This is a genomic window from Actinomycetota bacterium, assembly GCA_005888325.1.
Taxonomy (GTDB): domain Bacteria; phylum Actinomycetota; class Acidimicrobiia; order Acidimicrobiales; family AC-14; genus AC-14.
In genome coordinates this window covers 133,702-156,391 of sequence record VAWU01000026.1, presented here as the reverse complement: position 1 = coordinate 156,391, position 22,690 = coordinate 133,702, and the positions used below count along the sequence as shown (strand labels likewise).

The 22,690-nt window shown below is 71.7% G+C and carries 24 protein-coding genes, 1 tRNA gene, 2 pseudogenes and 1 riboswitch (2 of these 28 running past the window's edge); of the genes and pseudogenes, 7 read left to right on the top strand and 20 right to left on the bottom strand.

The features are described from left to right. Nucleotides 1-933 (bottom strand): annotated as a pseudogene (locus E6G06_10455) (APC family permease) (it extends 570 nt beyond the left edge of the window). On the opposite strand from E6G06_10455, the gene E6G06_10450 reads away from it, so the two are divergent. Together E6G06_10450 and E6G06_10445 are read left to right on the top strand one after the other, a co-directional pair. Continuing rightward, the gene (locus tag E6G06_10450) at nt 924-2,114 is read left to right on the top strand and encodes a PAS domain-containing sensor histidine kinase (GenBank protein ID TML91460.1); all 1,191 of its coding nucleotides are present in this window, start codon (nt 924-926) and stop codon (nt 2,112-2,114) included. The pseudogene E6G06_10455 and the gene E6G06_10450 sit on opposite strands and share 10 nt — an antisense overlap. Further along, nucleotides 2,111-2,812: a response regulator transcription factor gene (locus E6G06_10445; GenBank protein ID TML91459.1), complete on the top strand. Its 702-nt coding sequence runs from the start codon at nt 2,111-2,113 to the stop codon at nt 2,810-2,812. The genes E6G06_10450 and E6G06_10445 overlap by 4 nt, the downstream gene beginning before the upstream one ends. Here E6G06_10445 and E6G06_10440 read toward each other — a convergent pair. Next, nucleotides 2,773-4,686, bottom strand: coding sequence for an APC family permease (locus E6G06_10440; protein ID TML91458.1), 1,914 nt, complete (start codon nt 4,684-4,686; stop codon nt 2,773-2,775). The genes E6G06_10445 and E6G06_10440 overlap by 40 nt on opposite strands. 67 nt (nt 4,687-4,753) lie before the next feature. On the opposite strand from E6G06_10440, the gene E6G06_10435 reads away from it, so the two are divergent. Together E6G06_10435 and E6G06_10430 are read left to right on the top strand one after the other, a co-directional pair. Then, nucleotides 4,754-5,422, top strand: coding sequence for a TrkA family potassium uptake protein (locus tag E6G06_10435; GenBank protein TML91457.1), 669 nt, complete (start codon nt 4,754-4,756; stop codon nt 5,420-5,422). Further along, on the top strand, nt 5,419-6,102 hold the full coding sequence (locus tag E6G06_10430; GenBank protein TML91456.1) for a TrkA family potassium uptake protein: 684 nt from the start codon (nt 5,419-5,421) through the stop codon (nt 6,100-6,102). The genes E6G06_10435 and E6G06_10430 overlap by 4 nt, the downstream gene beginning before the upstream one ends. Here the strand turns inward: E6G06_10430 and E6G06_10425 are convergent. The 10 genes from E6G06_10425 to E6G06_10380 form a co-directional block, all read right to left on the bottom strand. Beyond that, entirely contained in the window at nt 6,087-6,446 is a 360-nt protein-coding gene (locus E6G06_10425; GenBank protein ID TML91455.1) for a DNA-binding protein, read from the bottom strand. The genes E6G06_10430 and E6G06_10425 overlap by 16 nt on opposite strands. Beyond that, entirely contained in the window at nt 6,446-6,937 is a 492-nt protein-coding gene (locus E6G06_10420) for an ATP-binding protein (GenBank protein ID TML91454.1), read from the bottom strand. Before E6G06_10420 ends, E6G06_10425 begins: the two co-directional genes overlap by 1 nt. Continuing rightward, nucleotides 6,912-7,247 carry an STAS domain-containing protein gene (locus tag E6G06_10415; protein TML91453.1) on the bottom strand — a complete coding sequence of 112 codons (336 nt, stop codon included), beginning with the start codon at nt 7,245-7,247 and terminating at the stop codon, nt 6,912-6,914. The genes E6G06_10420 and E6G06_10415 overlap by 26 nt, the downstream gene beginning before the upstream one ends. Before the next feature lie 107 nt (nt 7,248-7,354). Then, the gene (phoU, locus tag E6G06_10410) at nt 7,355-7,996 is read right to left on the bottom strand and encodes a phosphate signaling complex protein PhoU (GenBank protein TML91452.1); all 642 of its coding nucleotides are present in this window, start codon (nt 7,994-7,996) and stop codon (nt 7,355-7,357) included. A 27-nt stretch (nt 7,997-8,023) separates the two neighbouring features. Further along, nucleotides 8,024-8,473, bottom strand: coding sequence for a hypothetical protein (locus E6G06_10405; protein ID TML91451.1), 450 nt, complete (start codon nt 8,471-8,473; stop codon nt 8,024-8,026). After that, nucleotides 8,401-8,616: a hypothetical protein gene (locus E6G06_10400; protein ID TML91450.1), complete on the bottom strand. Its 216-nt coding sequence runs from the start codon at nt 8,614-8,616 to the stop codon at nt 8,401-8,403. The genes E6G06_10405 and E6G06_10400 overlap by 73 nt, the downstream gene beginning before the upstream one ends. A 26-nt stretch (nt 8,617-8,642) precedes the next feature. After that, nucleotides 8,643-9,437, bottom strand: coding sequence for a hypothetical protein (locus E6G06_10395; GenBank protein TML91449.1), 795 nt, complete (start codon nt 9,435-9,437; stop codon nt 8,643-8,645). Further along, entirely contained in the window at nt 9,434-10,369 is a 936-nt protein-coding gene (locus E6G06_10390) for a hypothetical protein (protein TML91448.1), read from the bottom strand. Before E6G06_10390 ends, E6G06_10395 begins: the two co-directional genes overlap by 4 nt. Further along, nucleotides 10,366-11,535, bottom strand: coding sequence for a CpaF family protein (locus E6G06_10385; protein TML91447.1), 1,170 nt, complete (start codon nt 11,533-11,535; stop codon nt 10,366-10,368). The genes E6G06_10390 and E6G06_10385 overlap by 4 nt, the downstream gene beginning before the upstream one ends. Further along, nucleotides 11,532-12,218, bottom strand: coding sequence for a hypothetical protein (locus E6G06_10380; protein ID TML91446.1), 687 nt, complete (start codon nt 12,216-12,218; stop codon nt 11,532-11,534). The genes E6G06_10385 and E6G06_10380 overlap by 4 nt, the downstream gene beginning before the upstream one ends. Before the next feature lie 103 nt (nt 12,219-12,321). Between E6G06_10380 and E6G06_10375 the strand changes: the two genes are divergently transcribed. Both E6G06_10375 and E6G06_10370 read left to right on the top strand, forming a co-directional pair. Continuing rightward, nucleotides 12,322-13,191, top strand: coding sequence for an HAD family hydrolase (locus tag E6G06_10375; GenBank protein ID TML91445.1), 870 nt, complete (start codon nt 12,322-12,324; stop codon nt 13,189-13,191). A gap of 209 nt (nt 13,192-13,400) precedes the next feature. Further along, the gene (locus tag E6G06_10370) at nt 13,401-14,297 is read left to right on the top strand and encodes a methyltransferase domain-containing protein (protein TML91444.1); all 897 of its coding nucleotides are present in this window, start codon (nt 13,401-13,403) and stop codon (nt 14,295-14,297) included. On the opposite strand, the gene E6G06_10365 is transcribed toward E6G06_10370, so the two are convergent. From E6G06_10365 to E6G06_10335, 7 genes are all read right to left on the bottom strand, one after another. Beyond that, a complete protein-coding gene (locus E6G06_10365; GenBank protein TML91443.1) occupies nt 14,255-15,112 on the bottom strand; it encodes an ECF transporter S component in 858 nt (285 codons plus the stop codon). The two genes, E6G06_10370 and E6G06_10365, sit on opposite strands and share 43 nt — an antisense overlap. Next, complete coding sequence (locus E6G06_10360) at nt 15,109-16,719, bottom strand: ATP-binding cassette domain-containing protein (GenBank protein TML91442.1); 1,611 nt, start codon at nt 16,717-16,719, stop codon at nt 15,109-15,111. The genes E6G06_10365 and E6G06_10360 overlap by 4 nt, the downstream gene beginning before the upstream one ends. Continuing rightward, the gene (locus tag E6G06_10355) at nt 16,716-17,744 is read right to left on the bottom strand and encodes an energy-coupling factor transporter transmembrane protein EcfT (GenBank protein ID TML91441.1); all 1,029 of its coding nucleotides are present in this window, start codon (nt 17,742-17,744) and stop codon (nt 16,716-16,718) included. Before E6G06_10355 ends, E6G06_10360 begins: the two co-directional genes overlap by 4 nt. After that, nucleotides 17,741-18,574: a hypothetical protein gene (locus E6G06_10350; GenBank protein ID TML91440.1), complete on the bottom strand. Its 834-nt coding sequence runs from the start codon at nt 18,572-18,574 to the stop codon at nt 17,741-17,743. Before E6G06_10350 ends, E6G06_10355 begins: the two co-directional genes overlap by 4 nt. Nucleotides 18,575-18,579: 5 nt before the next feature. Beyond that, nucleotides 18,580-19,713 carry a hypothetical protein gene (locus E6G06_10345; protein ID TML91439.1) on the bottom strand — a complete coding sequence of 378 codons (1,134 nt, stop codon included), beginning with the start codon at nt 19,711-19,713 and terminating at the stop codon, nt 18,580-18,582. A 222-nt stretch (nt 19,714-19,935) separates the two neighbouring features. Continuing rightward, nucleotides 19,936-20,062, bottom strand: a riboswitch (cobalamin riboswitch). 41 nt (nt 20,063-20,103) lie between these two features. Continuing rightward, nucleotides 20,104-21,186, bottom strand: a complete 1,083-nt coding sequence (locus E6G06_10340) for a hypothetical protein (GenBank protein TML91438.1) — start codon at nt 21,184-21,186, stop codon at nt 20,104-20,106. Nucleotides 21,187-21,234: 48 nt separating this feature from the next. After that, on the bottom strand, nt 21,235-21,753 hold the full coding sequence (locus E6G06_10335; protein TML91437.1) for a PadR family transcriptional regulator: 519 nt from the start codon (nt 21,751-21,753) through the stop codon (nt 21,235-21,237). 125 nt (nt 21,754-21,878) lie between these two features. Here E6G06_10335 and E6G06_10330 point away from each other — a divergent pair. Beyond that, nucleotides 21,879-21,974 (top strand) — tRNA-Sec (locus E6G06_10330). A gap of 20 nt (nt 21,975-21,994) precedes the next feature. On the opposite strand, the pseudogene E6G06_10325 reads toward E6G06_10330, so the two are convergent. After that, nucleotides 21,995-22,690: pseudogene (locus E6G06_10325) on the bottom strand (sigma-70 family RNA polymerase sigma factor); it runs 245 nt beyond the window's last position.

The following is a 22,690-nucleotide window of genomic DNA, read 5'->3' as shown; positions in this document are numbered from 1 at the left end:
CATCTTCGCGGCCAGTGCGGAGAGTCCGAAGAACATCACGCCGAGGCTGGAGCCCATGATGATCAGCGTCGTCCGCGCGTTCTTCCACTCCGGCGGCTTGAACGCGGGCACTCCGTTGGAGATCGCCTCGACCCCCGTCACCGCCGCTCCCCCCGACGCGAATGCGTGCAGCACGCGGTAGAGCGAGGCACCGAGGAGCAGCCCGGTACCCGCGTTGCCGAACGGGAGCAGCCCTGCAGGTCGCGCGGTCTCCACGGGAAGGTGCCCGGCCACCGCCTTGAGCAGGCCGAGGCCGAGCAACACGGCCATGTTGAAGATGAAGAAGTACGTCGGGACGGCGAAGACCTTCCCCGACTCGCGGACCCCGCGCAGGTTGCCGAAGGCGATGCCGACGATGAACAGGACCGAGATCCCGACCGCGTACGGGCGCAACGCACCAAATGCACTCGTCAGCGCAGCCGTCCCGGCTGCGACCGAGACCGAGACAGTGAGGATGTAGTCGGTCAGCAGGGCGACGCCGGCGACCTGCGCGGGCAGCAGCCCGAAGTTGTCGCGGGTGACGATGTAGGCGCCGCCGGCGCTCGGATAGGCCTTGATCGTCTGCCGGTAGGAGAGGATCAGGAACCCCAGCACGACGAGCATGGCCACGGTGATGGGCAGGACCAACGCGAACGCGGCGACGCCGACCGCCGGGACGAGGACGCGGAGGATCTCCTCCGTGGCGTACGCCGAGGACGAGAGGTTGTCGCTCGCGAAGACGGCGAGCGCGGTCGGCTTGCCCAGCCGCTCGTGCACCAGCTGGTCGGTGTGCAGGGGTCGCCCGAGGATCCGGTTCTTGACCCGGTGACGACGGTCCTCCGGCAGGTCGGGCGCCAGGGGCAACGGCAGCGGCGGCGCATGATGGCCGGCAGTCGGGCGGACGTGTGTCTCCACCGGGCCAGTGTGGGAGCTGCGACATCAAGAACCCGTCAACGCAGACCGGCGTTCCGTCAAGAACGCGCAAAGATCTGCCCGTGGCACGACTGCGGACCGCGTGGAGCGTTGGTGCGGGTCTCGTGCTGGTGGCGGTGGTCGTCGCCGGGCTGGTGCCCGTCCGCGCCCACATCACCCTCGCGACACCCGCGCTCGTGCTCGTCCTGGTGGTGGTCGCAGCCGCATGGGTGGGCGGCTCGCGGGTCGCGGTCTGCGTCGCGGTCATCGCGGCCCTGTCCTTCAACGTGGCGTTCATCCGTCCGTACTGGACGCTCAAGGTGGCGGTGTGGGACGACTGGGTCGCGCTCGGGGTCTTCGTGGCCGTCGCGGTCGTGATCGGCGTGTTGGTGGCGGCCCAGGGAGAGCAGCGCCGCGCGGCCGAGCAGCGCGAGGTCGAGCTGCGCGCCCTGAACGAGAGCCTGGCGCGCGAGGTGGCGCGCGCGGATGTGCTCGAACAGGTCGGCGGCCAACGCTCCGCGCTGCTGCGCTCGGTCTCCCACGATCTGCGCACGCCGCTGGCAACGATCCTCGCCGTGGCCTCGGATCTCCGCGACGGCGTTGTCTACGACGACGCGACGCGCGCCGAGCTGCTGTCGAACCTCTGCGACGAGACCGAGCGCCTCGACCGTCTCGTCGCGAACCTCCTCAGCATGAGTCGCATCGAGGCGGGAGCGCTGAAGCCCGAGCGCCAAGCCGTCGACATGGAGGAGCTGATCGCCGATCGCGTCCGGCGCTTGGCGCCTCTGTTCCACCAGGTCAGGGTGCAGGTCGACGTCGAGACCGATCTGCCCCTCGTCGACGGCGACTACACGCAGCTGGAGCAGCTACTGACCAACCTGCTCGAAAACGCGGCGCGGTACGCGCCGCCGGCATCGACCGTTCGCATCGAGGCGCGGGCTCGACGCGGGATGGTGGAGATGAGCGTCTCCGATGAGGGAATCGGCATACCGGAGTTCGAACGCACTCGGGTGTTCGAGCCGTTCCGACGGGGCGAAGGCAGCCGGTCGAGTGGTGTCGGCCTCGCCATCTGCAAGGCGACGGTCGAGGCCCACGGCGGCACGATCGCCGTGCACCGCACGGCAGGCGGCGGTGCGACGTTCGTGTTCACGCTGCCGGTCCGCGCCGCGGTGGGCCGTCGGTGACCGCCGTGCTCGTCGTCGACGACGAGATGGCCATCCTCCGCGTGGTCGGGGCGGGCTTGCGTGCCCGCGGCTACGACGTGCTGACCGCCGCCACCGGCGAAGCCGCGCTCGCGAGCGTCGCCCACCACAACCCCGATGTGGTGGTGCTCGATCTCGGCCTCCCCGACATCGACGGGATCGAGGTCTGCCGGCGCCTGCGTGTCTGGTCCGCGGTGCCGATCATCGTGTTGAGCGCGGAGGGCGCCGACGATCGCAAGGTCAAGGCATTCGACGAGGGAGCGGACGACTACGTGACCAAGCCGTTCTCGATGCCCGAGCTGGTGGCACGCGTCGCGGTCGCGCTGCGCCACCGGCCCGGCCCCGACTCGCAGACGGGCGAGACCGAGCTGCACGTCGGCGACCTGGCGATCGACCTGTTCCGGCACCGCGTGACCGTGGCCGGGCGCACCGTCGACCTCACGCCGAAGGAGTTCGACTTCCTGACCCTCCTCGCCCGCTGGCCCGGCCGCGTGCTCACCCACCGCACGATCCTGCAGGAGGTGTGGGGGCCCGAGTACGGCACCGAGACGCAGTACCTGCGGGTCTACGCGAGCCAGCTGCGCAGGAAGCTCGAGGACGACCCGACGCGCCCACGGCTGGTGACCGAGCCGGGGGTGGGCTACCGGTTGGTCGACGTCGGCGACGACGAGTCGGGATGAATTCCGTCTGACGCTCCGTCGGCGAGGTCGACGTGGTACGGCACCGACGTCACCACGATGCCCTCACGGAACAGCAGCTTCCCCTTCAGGATCAGCGCGCTCTGGTTGTGGAGCAGGTGCTCGTACCACCGGCTGACGACGAACTCCGGGATCACCACCGTGACCGTGTCGTTGTTCCACCGCTGGTCGATCTCGTCGATGTAGCGCTCGATCGGGCGCACGAGCTCGCGATACGGGGAGTACACGATCTCGAGCGGCACGGTGATGCCGAACGCCTGCCATTGCGACTCGATCTCGGCGCGGTCGTCGTCGTCAAAGCAGACATAGACCGCGACCAGGTGCTGCGGCCGGAGCGACCGGGCGTAGTCGAGCGCCTTGAGCACGCCCTTGTGGATGCGACCGACGAGCACGACGACGGTGTGGTTGATGGCTTCGCTGCGCACCTCGGCCGGTGTGACGGCGAGCACGGAGGTCACCCGTGTGTAGTGCCGTTTGATCGCGATGAACAGCAGGATGATCAGCGGGACCACGAGGATCGGCACCCACGCGCCGTACTTGAACTTGGTGATCGCGATGACGAGGGTGACGATTCCCGTGGCGACCGATCCGACGCCGTTGATCACCGCGTTGCGTTGCCAGTGCGGCTCCTGCTCGCGCTGGTGGTGTCGCACCATGCCCGCCTGGCTGAGCGTGAACGAGGTGAACACGCCGATGGCATAGAGCGGGATCAACGCGTTGGTCAGGCCGCCGAAGGCGACGATGAGCAACCCGGCCGTCACCGCCAGGAACACGATGCCGTTGGAGAAGACGAGCCGGTCGCCCCGGTTGGCGAACTGACGCGGTAGGTACCCGTCGGCAGCGATGATCGACGACAGCCGGGGAAAGTCCGCGTACGCGGTGTTGGCGGCGAGCGTGAGGATGGCCGCAGTGGCGAACTGCAGCACGACGTAGATCGGGCCGGTGCCGAGGACGGCCCGCGCCATCTGGGAGATCACGGTCTCCGTGTGGCTGGGGTACGGAGCGAGGTGGTGGGCCAGCACCGAGACGCCGAAGAAGAGCGTCCCCAATATGACCCCCATGTAGACCATCGTGGTGGCGGCGTTCTTCGGCTCGGGCCGGCGGAATGCGGGCACGCCGTTGGAGATCGCCTCGACCCCGCTCAGCGCGACGGCTCCGGATGAGAACCCCCGCAGGATGAGGAACAGCCCCAGGCTCCCTCCGGTCTGCAGCTTTCCCTCGAAGTCGTTGGGATCGAACGGGACCCGGTTGATGTGGCCGAAGTACGTGCGGTACAGGCCGTAGCTCACGAGGATCGTGAGCGTGATGATGTAGACGTAGGTCGGCAGGGCGAAGAGCCGGCCAGACTCCTTGAGCCCGCGGAGGTTGGCCAGGGTGATGAACGCGATGAGGGCCAGGCAGAGGAGCACCCGCCGGTCGACCGCCCCCCGGAAGGCGGGGATGGAGATGATGGCGGCGACGCCGGCCGAGATCGAGACCGCCACGGTGAGGATGTAGTCCACCAGGAGCGACGCGCCGGCCACGAGCGACGGGTACTCGCCGAGGTTCTCGCGGCTCACGATGTAGGAGCCACCACCGCTCGGGTAGGCGAAGATCGTCTGGCGGTACGACGTGACGACGATGGCCAGCAGGAGGGCGACGACGATCGAGATCGGCACCAACGTCTTCAGCCCCAGGACGAGGCTCGAGCCCCCCAGGGCGACGACGAAGAGGATCTCCTCCGTGGCGTAGGCCGTGGAGGAGATGGCGTCGGACGAGAACGTCGCCAGCGCGATGGTCTTGGGAAGGCGCTGGTGCTCCTGCTCGGCGGTGGCGATGGGCCGACCGACCACGAGCCGCTTCAGGCCTGAGTACACCCTGCGACGATAGGCGCAGGGCTGGTGAGTTGTGCGCACCACCGGGCGCCGTGTTGCATGGACCGCCATGCACGTCGTCGTCGTGGGGTGCGGGCGGGTGGGGTCCGAGCTCGCCGTCACCCTCGAGTCAGAAGGCCATACCGTGGCCGTGATCGACAAGAACCGCAACGCCTTCCGGCGCCTCCCGGAGCGGTTCACGGGCCGGGCCGTGCTCGGCTTCGGCTTCGACCGCGACCACCTCGAGCAGGCGGGCATCCGCGAGGCGCAGGCGCTGGCGGCGGTCACCAGCGGTGACAACTCCAACATCCTCACCGCCCGGATCGCGCGGGAGACCTACGAGATCGAGCACGTGGTGGCGCGCATCTACGATCCCCGGAGGGCCTTGATCTACCAGCGCCTGGGGATCCCGACGGTCGCCACGGTTTCGTGGACCACCGACCAGGTGCACCGGCGCCTCCTGCCCGACCGGACGGTGAGCGAGTGGACCGACGCGACCGGCAGCCTCAGCCTGATCGAGCGCGAGCTCCCCGACACGTGGGCGGGCCGCAAGCTGCTCGAGCTCGACGAGGGGGAGCGCTTCCGCCTCGTCGCGCTGACCCGCGCCGGGCAGGCCCGGCTCGTGACGCCCTCGCTCGTGGGCCAGGAGGGCGACATCCTGCACCTGGCCGTACGGACCGATGCAGTCGAGGAGCTGCGCGCCCGGCTGGGCGACGCGAGCGAAGGGGTGCACACGTGAAGGTCGCCATCGCCGGGGCCGGCAACGTCGGCACCTACATCGCCTCCGACCTCAAGGAGGCCGGGCACGAGGTGCTCCTCATCGAGCAGGATCCAGACCTGGTCGCCCGCCTGCGCACCACGCTCGACGTCGAGTGGTTCATCGCCGACGCGTGCGAGGTGCGATCACTTCACGCCGCGGGCCTCGCCGACGCCGATGTCGTCGTGGCGGCCACCGGCGACGACGAGGACAACCTCGTCGTCTCGCTGCTCGCCAAGCAGGAGTTCGCGGTTCCTCGCGTCGTGGCCCGGGTCAACCACCCGGCGAACCAGTGGCTCTTCAACGAAGGCTGGGGGGTCGACGTCTCGGTGTCGACGCCTCATCTGCTCACCGCGTTGGTGGAAGAGGCCGTTTCGGTCGGGTCGCTGGTGCGTCTGCTGCAGTTCCAGGACGCCCGCCTGGTGGAGGTGACCCTCGCCGACACGTCGCCCGCGGTCGGCCAGACGATCGCGGAGATGGGGGTGCCGCGGGATGCGACGCTCGTCGCCGTCATCCGCGAGCGCCACGTGATCGTGCCCCGGGGAGAGACCGGGCTCGCGGCGGGCGACGAGGTGCTCGTGCTCGTCACCCCCGAATCGGAGGACGAAGTCCGCGCCCTCCTGGTGGGCGGGCGCGCGACGGAGGATCAGAGCAGCTCGTAGCGCGGGTTCAGCAGCCGCAGTCGCCCCTGCTTGCCGTAGGGCGATCCTCGGCCGGACACGATCATCCGCTTCCCCGGTGCCACCCCCGCGATGTGACGACGACCGGTCCACATGACCACCAGCGATCCCGTGCCGTCGCTGATCGTGGCCTCCAACCACGGTGATCCTTCGCGGGGCACGATCCGGAGCGAGGTGATCTCGCCCACCGCCGCGGCCTCCTGGCGAGGTCGGAGCTCGTTGATCGGCGTGACGTCGGCGCGACCCGAGCAGAACTCGCGCAACCGGCGGTCGTCGAGCTCGGAGATCGGAGTGGTGAGGCGCTGCAGCAGCTTCTTGAGGACCACTAGCCACCCACCCGACCGTTCCCGACCGAGTCGGAATGCCACATCACGATGCGCACCGCGGTGCCCCCGCCGGACGAAGAGAACTCGACCTCGTCGACCAGCGCCCGGATCAGCGGGATGCCGAGACCCCGCTCGAACTTCAGGCGGTCGGGATCGGTGACCGGCGGGTGATCGGGAAGGGCCGCGGGGTCGAAACCCTCGCCTCGGTCCTCGATGTCGATCTCGAGGCGATCGTGGTGCGCATGGCAGCGGACCAGCACCCGCTCGACGGCGTCACGGCCGGCGTACGCCTCCTCGATGGCGTTGGTGCAAGCCTCCGAGACTGCGATCTTCAGGTCGTCGATGCGATCGTCGGGGAGCAGGGTGTCCGACGACGCCATGGCCGAGACCAGCAGTCGCGCCAACGCCACGAACTCGGCCCGCGCCGGGATCTCGAGCTCGACGACCTGCCCGGTCTTCAGCACGTCATGGTGTGACCGCCGCGTCAACAGAGTCGTGGATGTCGAACACCTTGGTCAGGCCGGTGATCTCGAACACCTTGAGGATCCGGTTTTGGGTACAGACGAGCGAGAGGTCGCCGTCGTGGCTGCGGAGACGCTTGAGCCCGCCGACGAGCACGCCCAGGCCGGTGGAGTCGAGGAAGTCGACACCCTCGAGGTCGACCACGATGCGGTGCTTGCCCTCGCTCACCAGCTCGATCAGGCGCTCGCGGAAGTGGGGGGCGGTGTAGACGTCGACCTCGCCGAAGACCGCCAGAACCGCGTAGCCGTTGCGTTCGGTGACGTCGAGACCGAGTTCCATCTGCCTCCTCCTGGTCGTCCGGAGACGCGCCCGCTGCCACGTACCCCCAGTGACCCCCCCTCCAACCTACACGGCCCTACGCGACGTCCTGACGCCCGGGTTCGCGTCTAGATGTCGCCGGTGGCGAGATAGCGCACCTGCCCGGCCACGTTGACCGCATGGTCGCCGAGGCGTTCGTAGAAGCGGGCGATGAGCGCCATCTCGATCACGACCGGGATGCTGAGCTTGCCCGAGGAGATCTCGGCCGTGAGGCTGACGTGCAGGTCGTCGAGCTCGTCGTCCTGCTCGTTGAGGCGCTCGCGGGCGTCGGCATCGCGCTCGGCATAGGCGTCGGCCGCCGCGTGCCACATCTCGACCGCGACGCGGCCCATCTGGTCGACCAGCCCCCGCACCCGGGGCGTGAGCTCAGGGGTCAGCCCCCGTACCGCGCGCTGGGCGATGTGCTCGGCGAGGTCCGCGCTGCGCTCGAGCTCGGGGACGATCCGCAGCACCGCCAACAGGAAGCGGAGGTCGCGCGCCATTGGCGATTGCAGGCTGAGCTGGCGCTGCACCAGCTCCTCGATGTCGCGGTAGGTCTCGTCGATCATCTGATCGCGCGCGACCAGCACCTTGGCGGCCTCGCGGTCGCCCGAGAGCAGGGCATCGGTGGCTCCCGCCACGCACTCGGCCACCAGCGCGAAGAGCCCGATCGCCTGGCGGTTGATCCGCTCGAGATCTCGGTGGAACTCCTGGCGCAGCTCCTCGGGCACGGTGCGACCTTATTTCACTGCTCGACCTCATTGTTCGACCCGCATGGTGACCGCGCCGGTCAGTGTGACCTCGCCGAGCGCGGCGCCCACGAGGGGCACGTCGGTGGCGGCTCGGTAGCGCACCTCGACGCGCACCCGGCTGCCCGGCGCGCCCCGATCGGACAGCGTGATGTGCAGTCGCGACGCCCGGAGACCCGATCCCTCGACGGCCGCCCGCCGCGCCGCGGCCGGGTCGGGATCGACCGCCGCCTCACGCGCGGCCTCGCGCGCGGCGTGCACGACCAGCACCTGGTCGCGCACGATCAGGCCCACCTGCACCGCGGCCAGCAGCAGGGCGACGACGAGCGGGAGGACGAGGGCCAGCTCGACTGCAGCCTGACCCGCATCCTCCCGTCGCCAACGGCTCACGTCCTGTCGAGGATCTTGCGGAAGACGAGATCGAACAGCTTGCCGATCAGGTTCGTCTTCGCGGCCCAGACCCCGACGAGCAGGGCCACCGCCGCCACGCCGAGGAGCACGAGCGCGTACTCGGCGGTGGCTTGACCGCGCTGGTCACGTCGGTCGTCGTCGGCGAGGACCGCGGACACCGCGGTCTGGAGGTACACGAACAGCTTCAGCATGGGCGTTCCTTTGCGCGTGAGGAGCATCAGAGGCGCAGCGACCCGAGGGTGCCGGCGATGAGAGGCGCCACCGTGAGCAGCGCGAAGGCGGGAAGCGTGCAGGTGACCAGGGGGAAGAGGAGCTTCACGGGCACGCGTCGCGCCGCTTCCTCGGCCCGGCGCCGACGATCGCGCCGGACGTCGTCGGCGAGGCGCTCGAGCCCGGTCACGACGGGCGCGCCGTAGCGCTCCGACGCCACCAGCGCGGCCGTGAGCGGGCGCGCCGCCTCGCCGGCGCGTGCGGGCACGTCGTCGAGCGCATCCGCCAGCCGGCGGCCGTGGTCGACGTCGTCGAGCACCCGACGCAGCTCGGCGGCGAGCGAGCCCTTCGCGTGGCGGGCCACCGCGGCGACGGCGAGGGGGACTGTGAGGCCGGCGCCGACCGCCAGCACCAAGAGGTCGACGACCTCCGGCAGGTCGGCCGTCAGCGTCGCCAGGCGCCGGCGCTCGCGCCTGCGGCCGCGCAGCACGGGAACCGCCCAGACACCGAGCGCCACCACCGGTGCGGCGACGCGCAGGACCACGAGGGTGAGGGCGCCGGCCAACACGGCCGCACCCAGGCGCGCCGCGATCTCGGGATCGGGATGGGCCATGAAGGCGCTCAACACCCGCAGACCGACCCACCGGCACGCCCGCTCGAGGTGCCGGGGCCGCTCGCGGCGTGCGACGGGTCGGGACGCCCGGCCGACGAGGGCGCGAGCGCGCTCGGGTGCCGGGCGCCGGTCCCACGCGCCGACGAGCATCATCCCGGCCCAGGCGAGGGCGACCAGGCCGGCGGTCACGGATCGACGCTCGAGAGTCGTCGCATCCAGAGCGCGCCCGCGCCATCGAGCGCGAGGCCGAGGGCGAGGAACGTGAGCCCGGCCGCGGAGCGGAAGAAGAAGCGGGCGGTGCGAGGGTCGGTGGTGACGGCGAACGCGCAGAACGCGGCGGGAGAGATCGCGATGACCCACACCGATGTCCGGGTCTGGGCGGCGAGGGCCCGTCCCTCGGCGTGCGCCGCGAGGCGGTCGCGCAGCGTCGTCGCCACGCCGTCGACGGCCCGCGCCTGCGCGCCACCGGTCTCGACGCCGAGCGTGAGCGCCGCGACGGCGAGCCGGACACCCGGCAGCGGAAGACGCGCCGCGAGAGCTTCGAGCGCGACGACGAGGGGGACACCCCGTCGGGTGTCGGCGTCGACCCGGGCGAGCTCGGCACCCAGACGGCCATCGGTGGCCGACGCCGCCTCTGCCAACGCGGCCCGGAGCGACGCGCCCGACCGCAGCGACCGCGCCACCGCCTCGAGCGCGCCCGGCAGCGCCTGTTCGAGCAACGTGGCGGAGCGGCCGCGCCGGACGGCGATGAGCACGGCCACGCCTCCCGCGCCCGCCGCGCCGCCCAGCAACGAGAGGGCCGGGCCTCCCACCATTGCACCCGTCACCACCAACAGGCCGACGCCGGTCAGCGTCGCCGTCCACGCGGCCGCGGGCTCGAGCCGGACGGCGCCGTCGTCGAGCGCGCGCGCGAACCAACTCGGCGCGGACATCGGACGCAGCCCGCGGCGCGCCGCGGCCGGCGCGCGGGGCAGGCGACCGCGCACGCGCGATCGGACCGCGAGCTTGGCCGCGACGCGCAGCGCAGCACCGACCACGAGCACCGCCACGCCGGCGGCCAACGCCGTGCGCGTCGACGCTGTGCCACTCAACTGCGCGCCGTTCACGTGCGTGCCCTTCACGTCGCCAACCACGCAGGATCGGGCGGATGTGTATCGATGGAGTGGGCCGGTCGGTTCGGCAGTGCCTGCACGCCGATCGCGTCAGCCAGCAGGTGGGTGCGAACGGGTGCGCCGGAGGCGATCGCGTCGGGGCCTCCGTCGACCACCTCGGCCACCGCGACGACGGCGCGGGCGCCGCCCGGGCGCCGCGCCACGTGCACGACGAGGTCGAGCGAGGCCTGCACCTGCTCACGCACGGCGGCGAGCGGCAGCGCCACCTCGCCCATCAGCACCATCGTCTCGAGCCGCCGGAGCGCGTCGGCCGGGCTGTTGGCGTGGCAGGTGGACAGCGACCCCTCGTGGCCGGTGTTCATCGCCTGGAGCATGTCGAGCGCCTCGGCGCCGCGGACCTCGCCGACGACGATGCGATCGGGGCGCATGCGCAGCGCGTTGCGCACGAGGTCGCGCACGCGCACCCGGCCGACGCCCTCGGCGTTGGCGGGACGAGCCTCGAGGCGCACGACGTGCTCTCCGGGCAGCCGGAGCTCGGCGGCATCCTCCACCGTGACCACGCGCTCGCCGGACGGGATCGCAGCCGCGAGCGCGTTGAGCAACGTCGTCTTGCCCGAGCCGGTGCCGCCGGAGACGAGCACGTTGCAACGGCTGGCGACCGCCCACCTCAGCAGGGCGCCGACCGGCGGGGGGCAGAACCGGTCGAGCGGGATGGCACGCGCGCCGAAGCGGCGGACGGTGAGGCAGGGCCCGTCGATCGCCAGCGGCGGCACGATGGCGTTGACGCGCGACCCGTCGGGAAGGCGGGCGTCGACCAGGGGCGACGACCGGTCGATCCGAAGGCCGAGCGGCGACACGACCTTCTCGATGAGGTGCTCGATGGTGGGTGTGTCGATCTCGACGGTCGTGCGCTCGAGCGCGCCGCCGCGCTCGACCCACACCGGGCCGGGACCGTTGACCATGACCTCGGTGACGTCGGGGTCCGCGAGCAACGGCTCGAGGGGACCGAGGCCGCCGACGTCGGCCAGCACCTGCGCCACCAGTCGGGCCCGCGGTTCGCGGCCCAACAGCGGCGCCTCCTCGCGCACGATGTCGGAGACGTGGCCCTCGAGGGACCGGCTCCCGCCTTCGGCCAGCAGGCGGGCGTGCACCCGGGCACGGAGCGCGGCGCTCACGCGGCCTCACTGCCGCCCGCGTCGAGCGCGGGGCGCAGCGCCCGCTCGAGGCCGCGCGGGAGGCGACCGGCGAGCAGACCGGCGTCGACCGCCCGGGCCACCGCGGGGTCGACGCGGATCTCCGCCCGGACGGGAACGCCGAGCACGTCCTCGACGTCGGCCCGCCCGAGCGAGCGGCCCTCTTCCGCGACGAGCACGACTCCGGACGGACGCAGCGGGGCTTCGAGGGCGCGCCGGAGCGCGAGATAGCACGGGCGGATGACGAGGAGCGAGACGGTTGCGCTCGCGGCGACGGCGAGGCCGGCGTCGGTGCCCGCCGTGCCGCAGTCGACGACGACCGCCCGGGGATCGCGCGACAGCGCAGCGGCCAGAGCCGCGCCGCGCCCCGGCTCGGTGACGGGCGCGCCGTGGCCTCCGCGCCACGGGAGCAACCGCAGCCGCGCGCCGGCGTCGACCTCGAGCCGTGCGAGCGCGTCGTCGGGCACGTCGGGGCCCGCGGCCAGCCAGTCGGCGAGGCCGATCCCGGTGGGGGGCACGGTCAGGCCGAGGGCGGTGGGCAGGTCGCCCGCGAGGTCCGCGAGCAGCGCGCCCGACGGTGCGGCGCGGGCGAGCAGCACACCGAGCGCGGCCGCCACGACCGTCGTGCCACTGCCGCCCTTCGGCGACCAACAGGCGTACAGCAAGGGGACCCTCCCCGGGCGCGTCGGAACAGGCCTCAAGGGGAAGGGATGCGGCACCATAACTGCCGGCCGGGCAGTGGGCAAGGGGGCACTTATGCTTCCGTCGATGGAGGCGGCGTTCTTCGACCTCGACAAGACGGTCATCGCCAAGGCGTCGATGGTCGCGTTCGGCCGGCCCCTGTACCGGCAGGGGCTCATCTCGCGCCGCCTGCTCGTGCGCGCGCTCTACGGCCAGCTCGTCTACATGCACCTCGGGGCGAACGAAGCGAAGCTCGATCGCATGCGTCAGTCCGTGCTCACGCTCACCAAGGGGTGGGAGCAGGCGCGCGTCAGCAGCATCGTCCGCGAAGCGCTCACCGACGTGGTGGAGCCGATCATCTACCGCGAGGCGCTCGACCTGATCGAGGAACACCGCGCCGCGGGGCGCAAGGTGTTCATCGTCTCGGCGTCGCCCGAGGAGATCGTGGCGCCGCTCGGGGAGTTCCTCGGTGTCGATGCCGCGATCGCGTCACGCGCCCGCGTCGAGGACGGCCGCTACACGGGGGAGATGGAGCTGTACGCGTACGGGCCGCACAAGGCGGTGGCAATGCGGCGGGTGGCGGCCGAGGAGAACATCGACCTGCTGCGGTCCTGGGCCTACTCCGACTCGGCCACCGACATCCCCATGCTCGAGACGGTGGGCAACCCCGTCGCCGTGAACCCCGACCGCGAGCTGCTGAAGGTCGCTCGCGAGCGTTCGTGGGAGATCCGCCGCTTCGTCCACCCGGTCCGTCTGCGCGACCGCGTGCCGGTGCCGCCCGCCGGGCCGACGGCGGCCGTCGCCGTCACCGCGCTCGCGGGGGCAGGAGCGTTGTTCGTGTGGTGGAAGCGGCACCGCCCGACCGAGCCGCTGGGGCGATCGACCCCGTGGGGCCGCTTCGCCGGAGTCGCTAGGCGGCGCGCACCTTCTTTGCCGCCATGGCTCCCAGGGCGATGAGGATCACGAGGAGGATGATCTTCTTCATGCCGGCACCCTAGCGGTTCGCCGCTGGTGAACGGGCAAATGCCGGCTCGGGTGCCGGCTCGACGGCGGATCCGCGTGCGGGTCAGCCACCGTCGTCGCCCCGGTCGCCCTCCGCCGGCGCGGGAGGCGGCTGCTCCTCGGCTGCGTCGGCCCCGGCCCGGCGGCGACGGAGGAAGTGGGCGATGGCCACGAAGAGCCGGGCGATCGGGTCGGGGAAGATGCCCGGCTCACCCTCGACGATGCCATGTCTCATCCGGCCCATCCTCTCATCGACGGCGCGCGAGGCTCGGCCGATGGAGGATCCGGTCGCCGACGGTTACGACGCCGTCTACGCGGCGTGGCCCGCGAGCCCGACGCTGCAGGGCATCTGGCGCCGGAACGCGATCGGTTCCGACTATCCGTCGGGGTTCGAGCACATCAGCTTCCTGACGTTCGCCGAGCTGCAGGGCATCGTCGAGGCACTGCACCTCCGAGCCGGTGACCGGGTGCTCGACCTGGCGTGCGGCGCGGGCGGCCCAGGCCTCTTCGCAGCACGGCAGGCCCGGGCGAGGCTCGTCGGCGTCGACTTCTCGCGCGTCGGGATCCGCCTCGCGGCCCGCCGCGCCATCGACCAGCGCGTCGATGCGGACTTCGTGGTCGCGGTGGTGACGGCGACGGCCATCGCCGGTGCTCGCGCTCGGGGCGCGCTGAGCGTCGACGCGATGCAGTACCTTCCCGACAAACGCGCCGCGCTCCGCGAGGTGTGGCGCGTGCTTGCGCCCGGCGGTCGGTTCGCGTTCACCGCGTTCGAGCTCGATCCCGAACGGGTCGCGGGCCTTCCCGTGCTCGGAACCGATCCCGTGGCGGACTACGCGCCGCTGTTGGGCGACGCCGGCTTCACCGTCGAGTCCTACGCCGAGACACCCGATTGGCAGGATCGGCTCGACGCCACCTACCGGGCGGTGGTCGGCGCCCACGACACGCTCATGACGGAGATGGGTGAACGGGCGCTCGGCGCGCTGCTCATGGAGGTCTCCTTGACGCTCGAGCTCCGGCCCTACCGCCGTCGCGTCCTCGTCGTCGCGTCCAAGCCCTCGTAGCTGCTCGTGACGGCCTCGATGTGGACGGGCGCCTGGAAGGACGCCTTGCGGGCGGCGCGTCGGAGCGCGGCGAGGACGGGCGCCCCGGCGACGAGCACGAGCGCGGCGTTGCCGACCGCGCGCGGAAGGTCGAAGCCGAGAGCGCTGGCGAGGTGGAAGGCCCAGAATCGGTGCAGGTTGGCGACGAGCGCGTCGCCGGGGACGTAGTGGAGCTGGTTGGTCCCGCTGGTGGTGAAGGGCCAGAACCACATGTCCATGACGAGCCCGTAGAGAAGGCCGGCGATCACGCCGTAGGCGGCGAGGACGAGGAGCTCGCTGCGCCGGCCCAGCGGCGGGAGGCAGCCGGCGAGGTAGCCCGTCCACGCCGCCGCGATCATCTGGAACGGAAGCCAGGGGCCGACACCACCGGTGAGCAGCGCGGAAGCGAACAGGGTGAGCGCGCCCTGCACGAAGCCGAAGGCGCGACCAAAGACGCGGCCACCGGGGAGAAGCAGGAAGAACACGCCCGTGAAGCCGGTCGCGCCGGTCGTCGGCGCGCGCAGCGCGGCACCGCACGCGACGAGGACGCCGAGCACGGCCACCGCCTTCGCGTCGATCGACCCGTCGGTGATCTCGCAGAGGAGCACCGCGAGCAGCAGCGGCAGCAGCACGACGAACAGCCATGGCGCGTCGGCGGCGTGGGCGAGGTTCTCGTTGCCGTGCGGGTGGGTGAACAGCGGCCAGGTGAACCCCCCGAGCCCGACGACGGAGGTGAGCGCAAGCAGCAGGTTGGACCGCCACTCGAAGCGGAGCGGGTCGACCGCAATCGCCGTCATGCGATGAGCGCCGCTTCGACCTCGGCGACGGTGAGCCATTGGCCGGGGGCGAGGATCTTGGCGGTTTGCGGGGCGAAGACGGGCGAGTGACAGACCACGTCGCGGGCGGGGCCGTCGCTCACGATGTCGCCGTCCGCGAGCACGATGGCCCGGGTCGCGACTGCGGCGACGAGCTCGACGTCGTGGGTGGCGAGCATGATCGCGTGGCCGCGCGCCGCGAGCGCCCGGAGCACGACGGTCAGGTGGCGCTTGGCGTCGTAGTCGAGCCCGCGGGTGGGCTCGTCGAGCAGCACGAGCTCGGGCGCGGGCGCCACGACGACGGCGATGGCGAGCGCGAGCCGCTGTCCCTCCGAGAGGTCGCGTGGGTGGCGGTCGGGATCGAGGTCGATGCCGAGCGCGTCGACCGTCGCGAGGGTGGTCCCGGGATCGAGGTGATGCTCGCGGTCGGCCGTGACGGCTTCGGCGTGCACGGTCTGCTCGTAGAGCAGCGCGGACGGGTCGGGAGGTACGAGCCCGACGTTGCGCACCAGCTGCTGGGGGTTCAGCGTGTAGGGACGGAGGTCGTTGACGGTGAGCTCGCCCGCCGCCGGCCGCAGGAGGCCGCCGAGGTGGTTGAGCAACGTGGACTTCCCGGCACCGTTGCGGCCCATGAGGGCGACGATCTCGCCCGCGTCCAGCTGCAGCGTGATGTCGCGCAGCACGACGTTGCTTCCGTACCGGGCCGACAGACGGTGAGTCGTGACCACGGCGCGGTTCGCGACGGGTTGGATGTGCGTCGGCGCCGGCGGTGTCGTGCGCGCGAGTCGCTCTCGAAGTGCGCCGGCGGCACGTCGGGCGTCACGGACCGACAACGGAAGCGGTCGCCACCCGGCGAGGACTCCCAGCTCCACGACGGGAGGCGCGACCGGCGCGTCGGTCATGATCGACCGGGGGTCGCCGGCTCGAACGGCTCCGTCTTCGTCGATGGCGATCACCCGGTCCGCGTACTGCACGACCCGTTCGAGCCGGTGCTCGGCCGCGACGATCGTGAGCCCGAGGTCGTGGACCAGCCGGGTGAGCGCGGCCAGGACCTCCTCGGCGGCGCCGGGGTCGAGCGCCGAGGTGGGCTCGTCGAGCACCAGCACGCGCGGCGCGGCGGTGAGCACGGACGCGATGGCGACACGTTGGGCTTGTCCGGACGACAAGGTGCCGAGGGCGCGGTGACGAAGATCGGCGATGCTGAGCAGATCGAGGGCGTCCTCCACCCGGCGTCGCATCACGTTGTGCGCCACGCCGAGGTTCTCCATCGCGTAGGCCAGCTCGTCCTCGACGGTGTCGGCCACGAACCCGGAGGTGGGGTCCTGACCGACTACACCCACCAGGTCGGCGAGCTCGCGCGGTGGGGCGGTCGCGGTCGAGCGGCCGTCCACGAGGACCTGGCCGCGCAAGGTACCGCCCGAGAAATGGGGAACGAGCCCGTTGATGCTGCGCAGCAGCGTCGACTTGCCCGCGCCGGTGCGGCCGATGACCAACCAGAGCTCACCTTCGGGAATGGTGACGTCGACGTCCGCGAGTGCGGGCCGCGAGGTGTCGGGATAGGTGAAGGTGACGTGATCGAAGCGGATCACAGCCGGTCCTCCGGCAGCCGCGGCGTCAACAGTGCGGGAAGACCTGCGATCAGCACGCCGACGATCGGGAGCAGCGGCAGGGCCGGGACCGTGAGCGGACTGTACGCGGGACGGAGCGCGTCACCGTCGACGTTGGCGGCGACGACGAGCACGGCGAGCACAGCGACCCCGGCGACCACGGTTCCCCACTCCGGCCACCGCCACGGGTCGGGCCGGTAGCGGGTTCGGGTCGAGCGCGCGCTCGTCAGGATCAAGCTGGCGACCAGCGACACCAACCCGACGACGAGCATCGGGATGCCGAGCCCACCGGGGGCGGCCTCGTCGAGCACGCCGTAGACGCCGATCGTCAGCGCCAGGGCACCGATCAGACCCGCGGCCTGCGTGAGGCGGCGGCGTCCATCCAACACCGCGGCGCGCCGGCCCAGCGCGGTCTCGAGGACGGGCACCGCCAGGCCGCGCAGACCGGCCAACCCGCGATGCGGTCGACCCCGCAGCCGGCGGGCGTCGCGGACCCGTTGGGCGCTCAGCGCGGCCTGCGGGGCGAACGACAGCGCGATGGTCACGACTACACCGAGCTCGTAGAGCACGGCCGGCATCGAACGCAGCAACCGGTACGGGCTCGCGAGACTGTTCGCCGCGCCCACACAGGCGAGCAGGGCCGCAAGTTGCAGCCCCTCGCTGAACGCCGACACCAGCGCTTCGGAGGTGACGGGGCCGCCGAGGGTGACGCCCGCCGCCCAGTGGGGCAGATCCGCGGAAGGCAGCGTGAACAACACGTGGCCCGGGAGGCGGAGACCGAACAGCACCTGCAGGAGCAACCGCACGACCATCACCGCGACGCCGAGCCGCACGAACGAGCCGAACGAACGCGCCCACGGCGCGTTCGGATGACGCGCGGCGACGACCAGCCACGCCACCGCGACCAGCAACCCGAGTAGGAACGGGTTCGTCGTTCGCAATGCCGCGGCGCCGAGCGCGAGCGCCCAGAGCCACCAGGCCAGAGGATGCAGCGACCGGGGGTTCACGGTGACGGTCGGGCCCGTCGCCGGGCGACGAGGGCGCCCGCGCCCCCGACCGCGCCGACCAGACCGACCCCGCCGACGAGGCCCCAGGGCGACGAACCGTGCCCGCCGGTGCCGCGGCGCGCGGCAACCGGAGTGGGGGCGCCGTTCGCGAGAGGACCGGCGGCGACGGCCGTCTCCGTCGACGAGCCGGCAGCCGCGGTCGTGCCGGGAGCGACGTCGGTCGACGTCGGTCCCCCCGCCGCGGAAGTCGGGATCGCCGTCGTCGACGCCCCGCCGGTCCCACCCGTTCGGGCCGCGGGCCGCGATGCCGGTCGCACCGTCGGCACGGAGGTGGCGGGGGGTGCGGCGGGTCGACAGGTGGTCGCCGCGTCGGGACTGCCGCGGGGCGGCGGGTCGGACGGGTTGCCGGCGCCGGCGGGCTGGAACCGCCAACCCTCCACCGTTCCCGGCTGTGCCCGGGATCCCGCGGGCCCGACGTTGGAGTAGGTCCAGTCGGAGGCGTCGCCGTGCCAGTAGGACCAGTAGGCGTAGTGGCCGCCGGTCTGCTCACCACATCCCTCGCTCGGGTAGCCGTCGATCGCGCACACGAGGCCGGACGCGTTCGTGCGAGGCGGCGCCGTTCCCAGCTGGGACGCGCGCGCCGCAAGCACGGCAGCGCCGCTGTCACGGGTGCCCGCGCCGACGCAGGCCGCGCTCACCGACCTTCCCGTGCCGAAGTCGACGACCACGGCGATCTGCACCTGGTCGGCTGCGCACGCGCCATGAAGCTGGACCGGCGCGACGATCGTCAGCAACGCAGGGGCCGCGACCAGCGCGAGCCGTCGCAGCACCCGCGTCAACGCTGCCGAACCCATCGCGCGCGACGCCGCCGGGCCGCCGACACCGTGCACGACCCGGCTCCGATGAGCACGAGCGCCCCGCCGGCAACATCGAGCAACGACGAGCCGGTGGCGGGTAGCTGACCGGCGCTCGTCGACTCTCCGAGCACCTCCGGGGCGGCCTCCGTGCTCGTTCTCGTCGACACGACAGTCGTCGTCGACGTCGATGGGCTCGCGGCGCACACGTCGGGCAGGTCGGTGGCGATCGTCGGCGCGGCCTGCGGCAACACGACGTCGGCCAGCGCCGGTGTGGCCTGATCGGTGGCCAGCACGTCGGGGGCGAGCACGCCGCCCGCGCCCGGCTGGAACGCGATCCCACCCTGATCGGCCGGGTCAGCGGTGCAGCCGACCTGCAGCGCGAGGAGCGCAGTGGTTCCCGGCGCGTCCTGCGCCCCGGTCACCGCTCGAAGCGCGGTCACGACCAGTCCGGTCGAGTTGGCGTCGGTGGACTGGTCGGCTCGCGCCAGGAGGCCCCACCCCCCCGACGGGTTGCGAACCGTGCCGAGAGCGGTGGCGCCGTTCGCAGCCTCGGTCGTGTGCCCTTGGGCGTGTAGACCGAGCACGGCCAGCGCGGTCGAGTTCGTATCCGGCCCCGTGAACGCAGCCGGATCGACCGCGGGACACGGTGCCGTCGTGTCAGAGCGAAACGCGGTCCACAACCCGCTCGCGCACTGCTGATCGAGCAACCAGGTCGTCGCCGTCGCATCCGACAGACCCGCGCCGTGCAGGGCCATCAACGCCAGGCCCTGACGGAACGCACCGTCGAACGTCGGAGCTTGCGCGCCGAAGAGCCCCGTCGGCTGCCTGGTCGCCTGCAACCGGTCGAGCAGGTTCACGTGGGACGGTCCGAACGACGCGGGATCCCGGCCCCCTGCTTGCGCGGCGAGGATGAGGTACGACAGCGCGCCTGCGTCGTCGCTGCCCTCGCGGACGACGAACGCGTCGACGTGCATGGCGAGGTACCCCAGCACTGCGTCGACCTGATCGCGACCGACACCGGCCGCGGCCATGGCGATCACCGCCTGGGCCGAGCCGGAGAGGTTCGCGGTGGCGGGGTCGGTGGCCGACGGGATGAAGCCCTGCGGGTTCACCTGGTGGGCGAGCCAGACGGCGGCCGCTCTGGCGGCGGTAGTCGGATCGCTGCTCGTTGGTGCGCTCGCTGCCGGTGTGGCAGTCAGCAACACCAACCCGACAGCGACCAAGAGGAACCGAGTCCTTCGCATGTTGTCCTCGCTGATCGTGCCGGGGCACACAGGTGAGGACAGCTCGACCACGGGAGTCGAGCGCTCCCGTCCCGCAGACCCTCGACGGTGGATGGAGCAAACACGTCCTGCGGGTATCCCGGCTCGCAGCGAGCGTGAGCCCACCGCCTACGGTTGCGGGTCAGCGCCGGACTTCGACCGGCTTCCCCCCCACGACGCAGCACCACTCGATCACCCGACGCCCTCGCCGTCAAGTGGTCGGGGCGTCAGGCGAGCGCGTCAGAGGTTGAAGAGGGGTCGCATGTCGCGGGCCCCGTTGGCATGGCCCAGCAGTGGGAGCCCGAAGATCTCTTCGATGGCGCGCAACGCGGAGTAGTGGCTGATCGCGTCGGCGCTCACCGTACCGGGACGGGTGGCCGGTGAGACGATCACGTTGGGGATGGGCGTGTCCTCGTCCCACAACCAGAGAACCGTGGTCCGACCGTCGCGGTACGCCTTGCTCGCGAAGATCCTGGGGAAGAACTTCGCCGCCCATGCGTCACCCTGGGCAACCTGGCAGTCGTGCGTGTTGTGGCAGTTGTTCGGCTCGACGAACGCGATGTTCGGCAGTGTGTCCCTCTCGAGGTCGTCGAAGAGGTTGCCGCCCCCCGACAGTGAACCCATGGGGACGTCGTTCTTCTGGCAGTCCGACCAGTCACCGCCTCCGTCGCCGCGGTAATAGACAGCCGGGTTGTGATGCTCGCGGTACCCACCGCCCTCTCCGATGTGGCAGTTCCCCGGCATGTCCTCCTGATACGACTTGACGGAGACGCCGGTCTTGCGTGCCTGCCGGAAGATGTTGTCGGCGCCGGTGGTGCAGGCCTTGTCAGGTGGCGCACCCGCGTCGCAGTCGCCGGTGATGCCTACGTCCTTGCCGTCCTGGCCCGACGTGAGCCCGATGTAGTTGGGGAGCGACGGGTACGCGCTCCCTGCGTCCGACCAGTTCGTGGCCGTGCCACATTCTCGGGCGAGCTCTGTCGCGTACGGCGCGGCCCGATTGTCGATCACGTCACCATGTCGATGGTTCTCGAAGATCACCACGATGACGTGTTGCCAGCGGGGCGGGGTGGTCACGCGTCCGCACGGCGACGATGTGGTCACCGCCGACCGCTGCGTCGTGGTCGCGGTGGGCGCCTTCGGTCGCGTCGTCGTCGTTCGCGGCGCAGCTCGTTTCGAGCCTCCACACGCAGCGAGCAGGACGACCGCGGGAACGAAGACGCCGAGAGCGACCACGGTTCGAGATCGGCGGGCGGGGTCGGTCGTCGAGCTCATGTCCGGCGGGTCACCTCCGGGCGGGTCGGCGGCTCGGCACCTGCCCACCATGCCGGGACGACGATGAGACTCCGCTGAGACCCGGGGGCTGGCGCCCCCTTACTCGCCGGCGAGCAGCAGGTACAACTCCTTGCGCGCGTCACCCAGGATGCGCACGGCGCGGTCGACGAGCTCGGGTGTGCCCGCGTGCGCGACCTGGCGGGCGGCGGCGTGGAGCTGGAAGACCGTCGCGCGCAGCGCCGCGACGCCTTCGTCGCCCACGACCTGCCACGGGGGCCCTTCGCCGGTTTCGGTGCGCGTCTGCACCTCGGCGTGGCCGGGGTCGGTGAGCTCATAGACACGCTTGCCCTCCCGCGTCTCCGAGCGCACGAGCCCCTCGTCCTCCAGCAGTTGCAGCGTGGGATACACCGACCCCGGGCTGGGGCGCCACACCCCGCCGGTCTTCGCCTCGAGCCGGCCGATCAGCTCATAGCCGTGCCCGGACCCCTCGGCGAGCACCGACAGCAGCGCGGAGCGGATCTCGCCCCGGCGCATCCGCCGTCCCCCGTGCCAGTGCCCGCCGGCGAACGGCGGGCCCTCCGCCCACGGCGGCCGACCGTACCAACGTCCTCTTCCCATCGAAACCGTTCTCCTATCGAGACTGTTGTCGTCCTATCACGATATATCGTAACAGTCCCCCGGGAGGAACAGGCAACGTGGAGACTCGAAGTCGAGGAAACCTCTGACCAGCTAGGTTGCCGCCCGGAGGTGTCCGGGCACCTGGTGGGCTCCCCCGCCTTCAAAGCGGGTGGGACGGGCGATCCCCGTCCGGCGGGTTCGATTCCCGTCCACCTCCGCCACCGCTCCCGCGGCGGGGCGGTCAGACGGCGAGGAGGTCGCGCGCGCCGGTGTCGCTCGACGGGTGCCGCAGCTTCGACATCGCACGCGCTTCGATCTGACGGATGCGCTCACGCGTGAGGTTGAAGTGCTCGCCGACCTCCTCGAGCGTGCGGGGCTCGCCGCGGTCGAGGCCGAAGCGGAGGCGCAGGATCTCACGCTCGCGCTCGTCGAGGGGGCCGAGCAGCTTGGCGATCTCCTCGGGGAGGAGGGCCGTGGCGGCGACCTCGAACGGCGACTCGGCCGAGCGGTCCTCGACCACATCGCCCAGCTCGGCGTCGCCGTCCTCGCGCAGCGGCTCCGACAGCGAGAGCGGCTCGGCCGCGAAGCGCAGGGCCTCGGTGACCTTGTCCTCCGGCATCTCGACCTCGGCGGAGAGCTCGGAGAGCGTGGCCGGCCGGCCCAGCTTCAGCTCGAGCCGGGCGCGCGCCTTCTGCAGGCGGGCGAGCGTGTCGCCCGCGTGCACGGGCAGACGGATGGTGCGGCCCGTGTTGGCGATGCCGCGGGTGATGGCCTGGCGAATCCACCACGTGGCGTAGGTGGAGAACTTGAAGCCCTTGCGCCAGTCGAACTTCTCGACTGCGTGCATCAGGCCGAGGTTGCCCTCCTGGATGAGATCGAGGAGCGGCAGCCCCGACGCCTGGTACTTCTTCGCGATCGAGACGACGAGCCGCAGGTT

What these genes read in the sequence shown, in the direction of transcription:
- E6G06_10435 (TML91457.1), top strand. Translation starts at nt 4,754, where the DNA reads ATGCACGTCGTCGTCGTGGGGTGCGGGCGGGTGGGGTCCGAGCTCGCC.
- E6G06_10415 (TML91453.1), bottom strand. Translation starts at nt 7,247, where the DNA reads ATGGAACTCGGTCTCGACGTCACCGAACGCAACGGCTACGCGGTTCTG.
- E6G06_10400 (TML91450.1), bottom strand. Translation starts at nt 8,616, where the DNA reads ATGCTGAAGCTGTTCGTGTACCTCCAGACCGCGGTGTCCGCGGTCCTC.
- E6G06_10375 (TML91445.1), top strand. Translation starts at nt 12,322, where the DNA reads ATGGAGGCGGCGTTCTTCGACCTCGACAAGACGGTCATCGCCAAGGCG.
- E6G06_10370 (TML91444.1), top strand. Translation starts at nt 13,401, where the DNA reads ATGGCCACGAAGAGCCGGGCGATCGGGTCGGGGAAGATGCCCGGCTCA.
- E6G06_10365 (TML91443.1), bottom strand. Translation starts at nt 15,112, where the DNA reads ATGACGGCGATTGCGGTCGACCCGCTCCGCTTCGAGTGGCGGTCCAAC.
- E6G06_10340 (TML91438.1), bottom strand. Translation starts at nt 21,186, where the DNA reads ATGGTGGGCAGGTGCCGAGCCGCCGACCCGCCCGGAGGTGACCCGCCG.
- E6G06_10335 (TML91437.1), bottom strand. Translation starts at nt 21,753, where the DNA reads ATGGGAAGAGGACGTTGGTACGGTCGGCCGCCGTGGGCGGAGGGCCCG.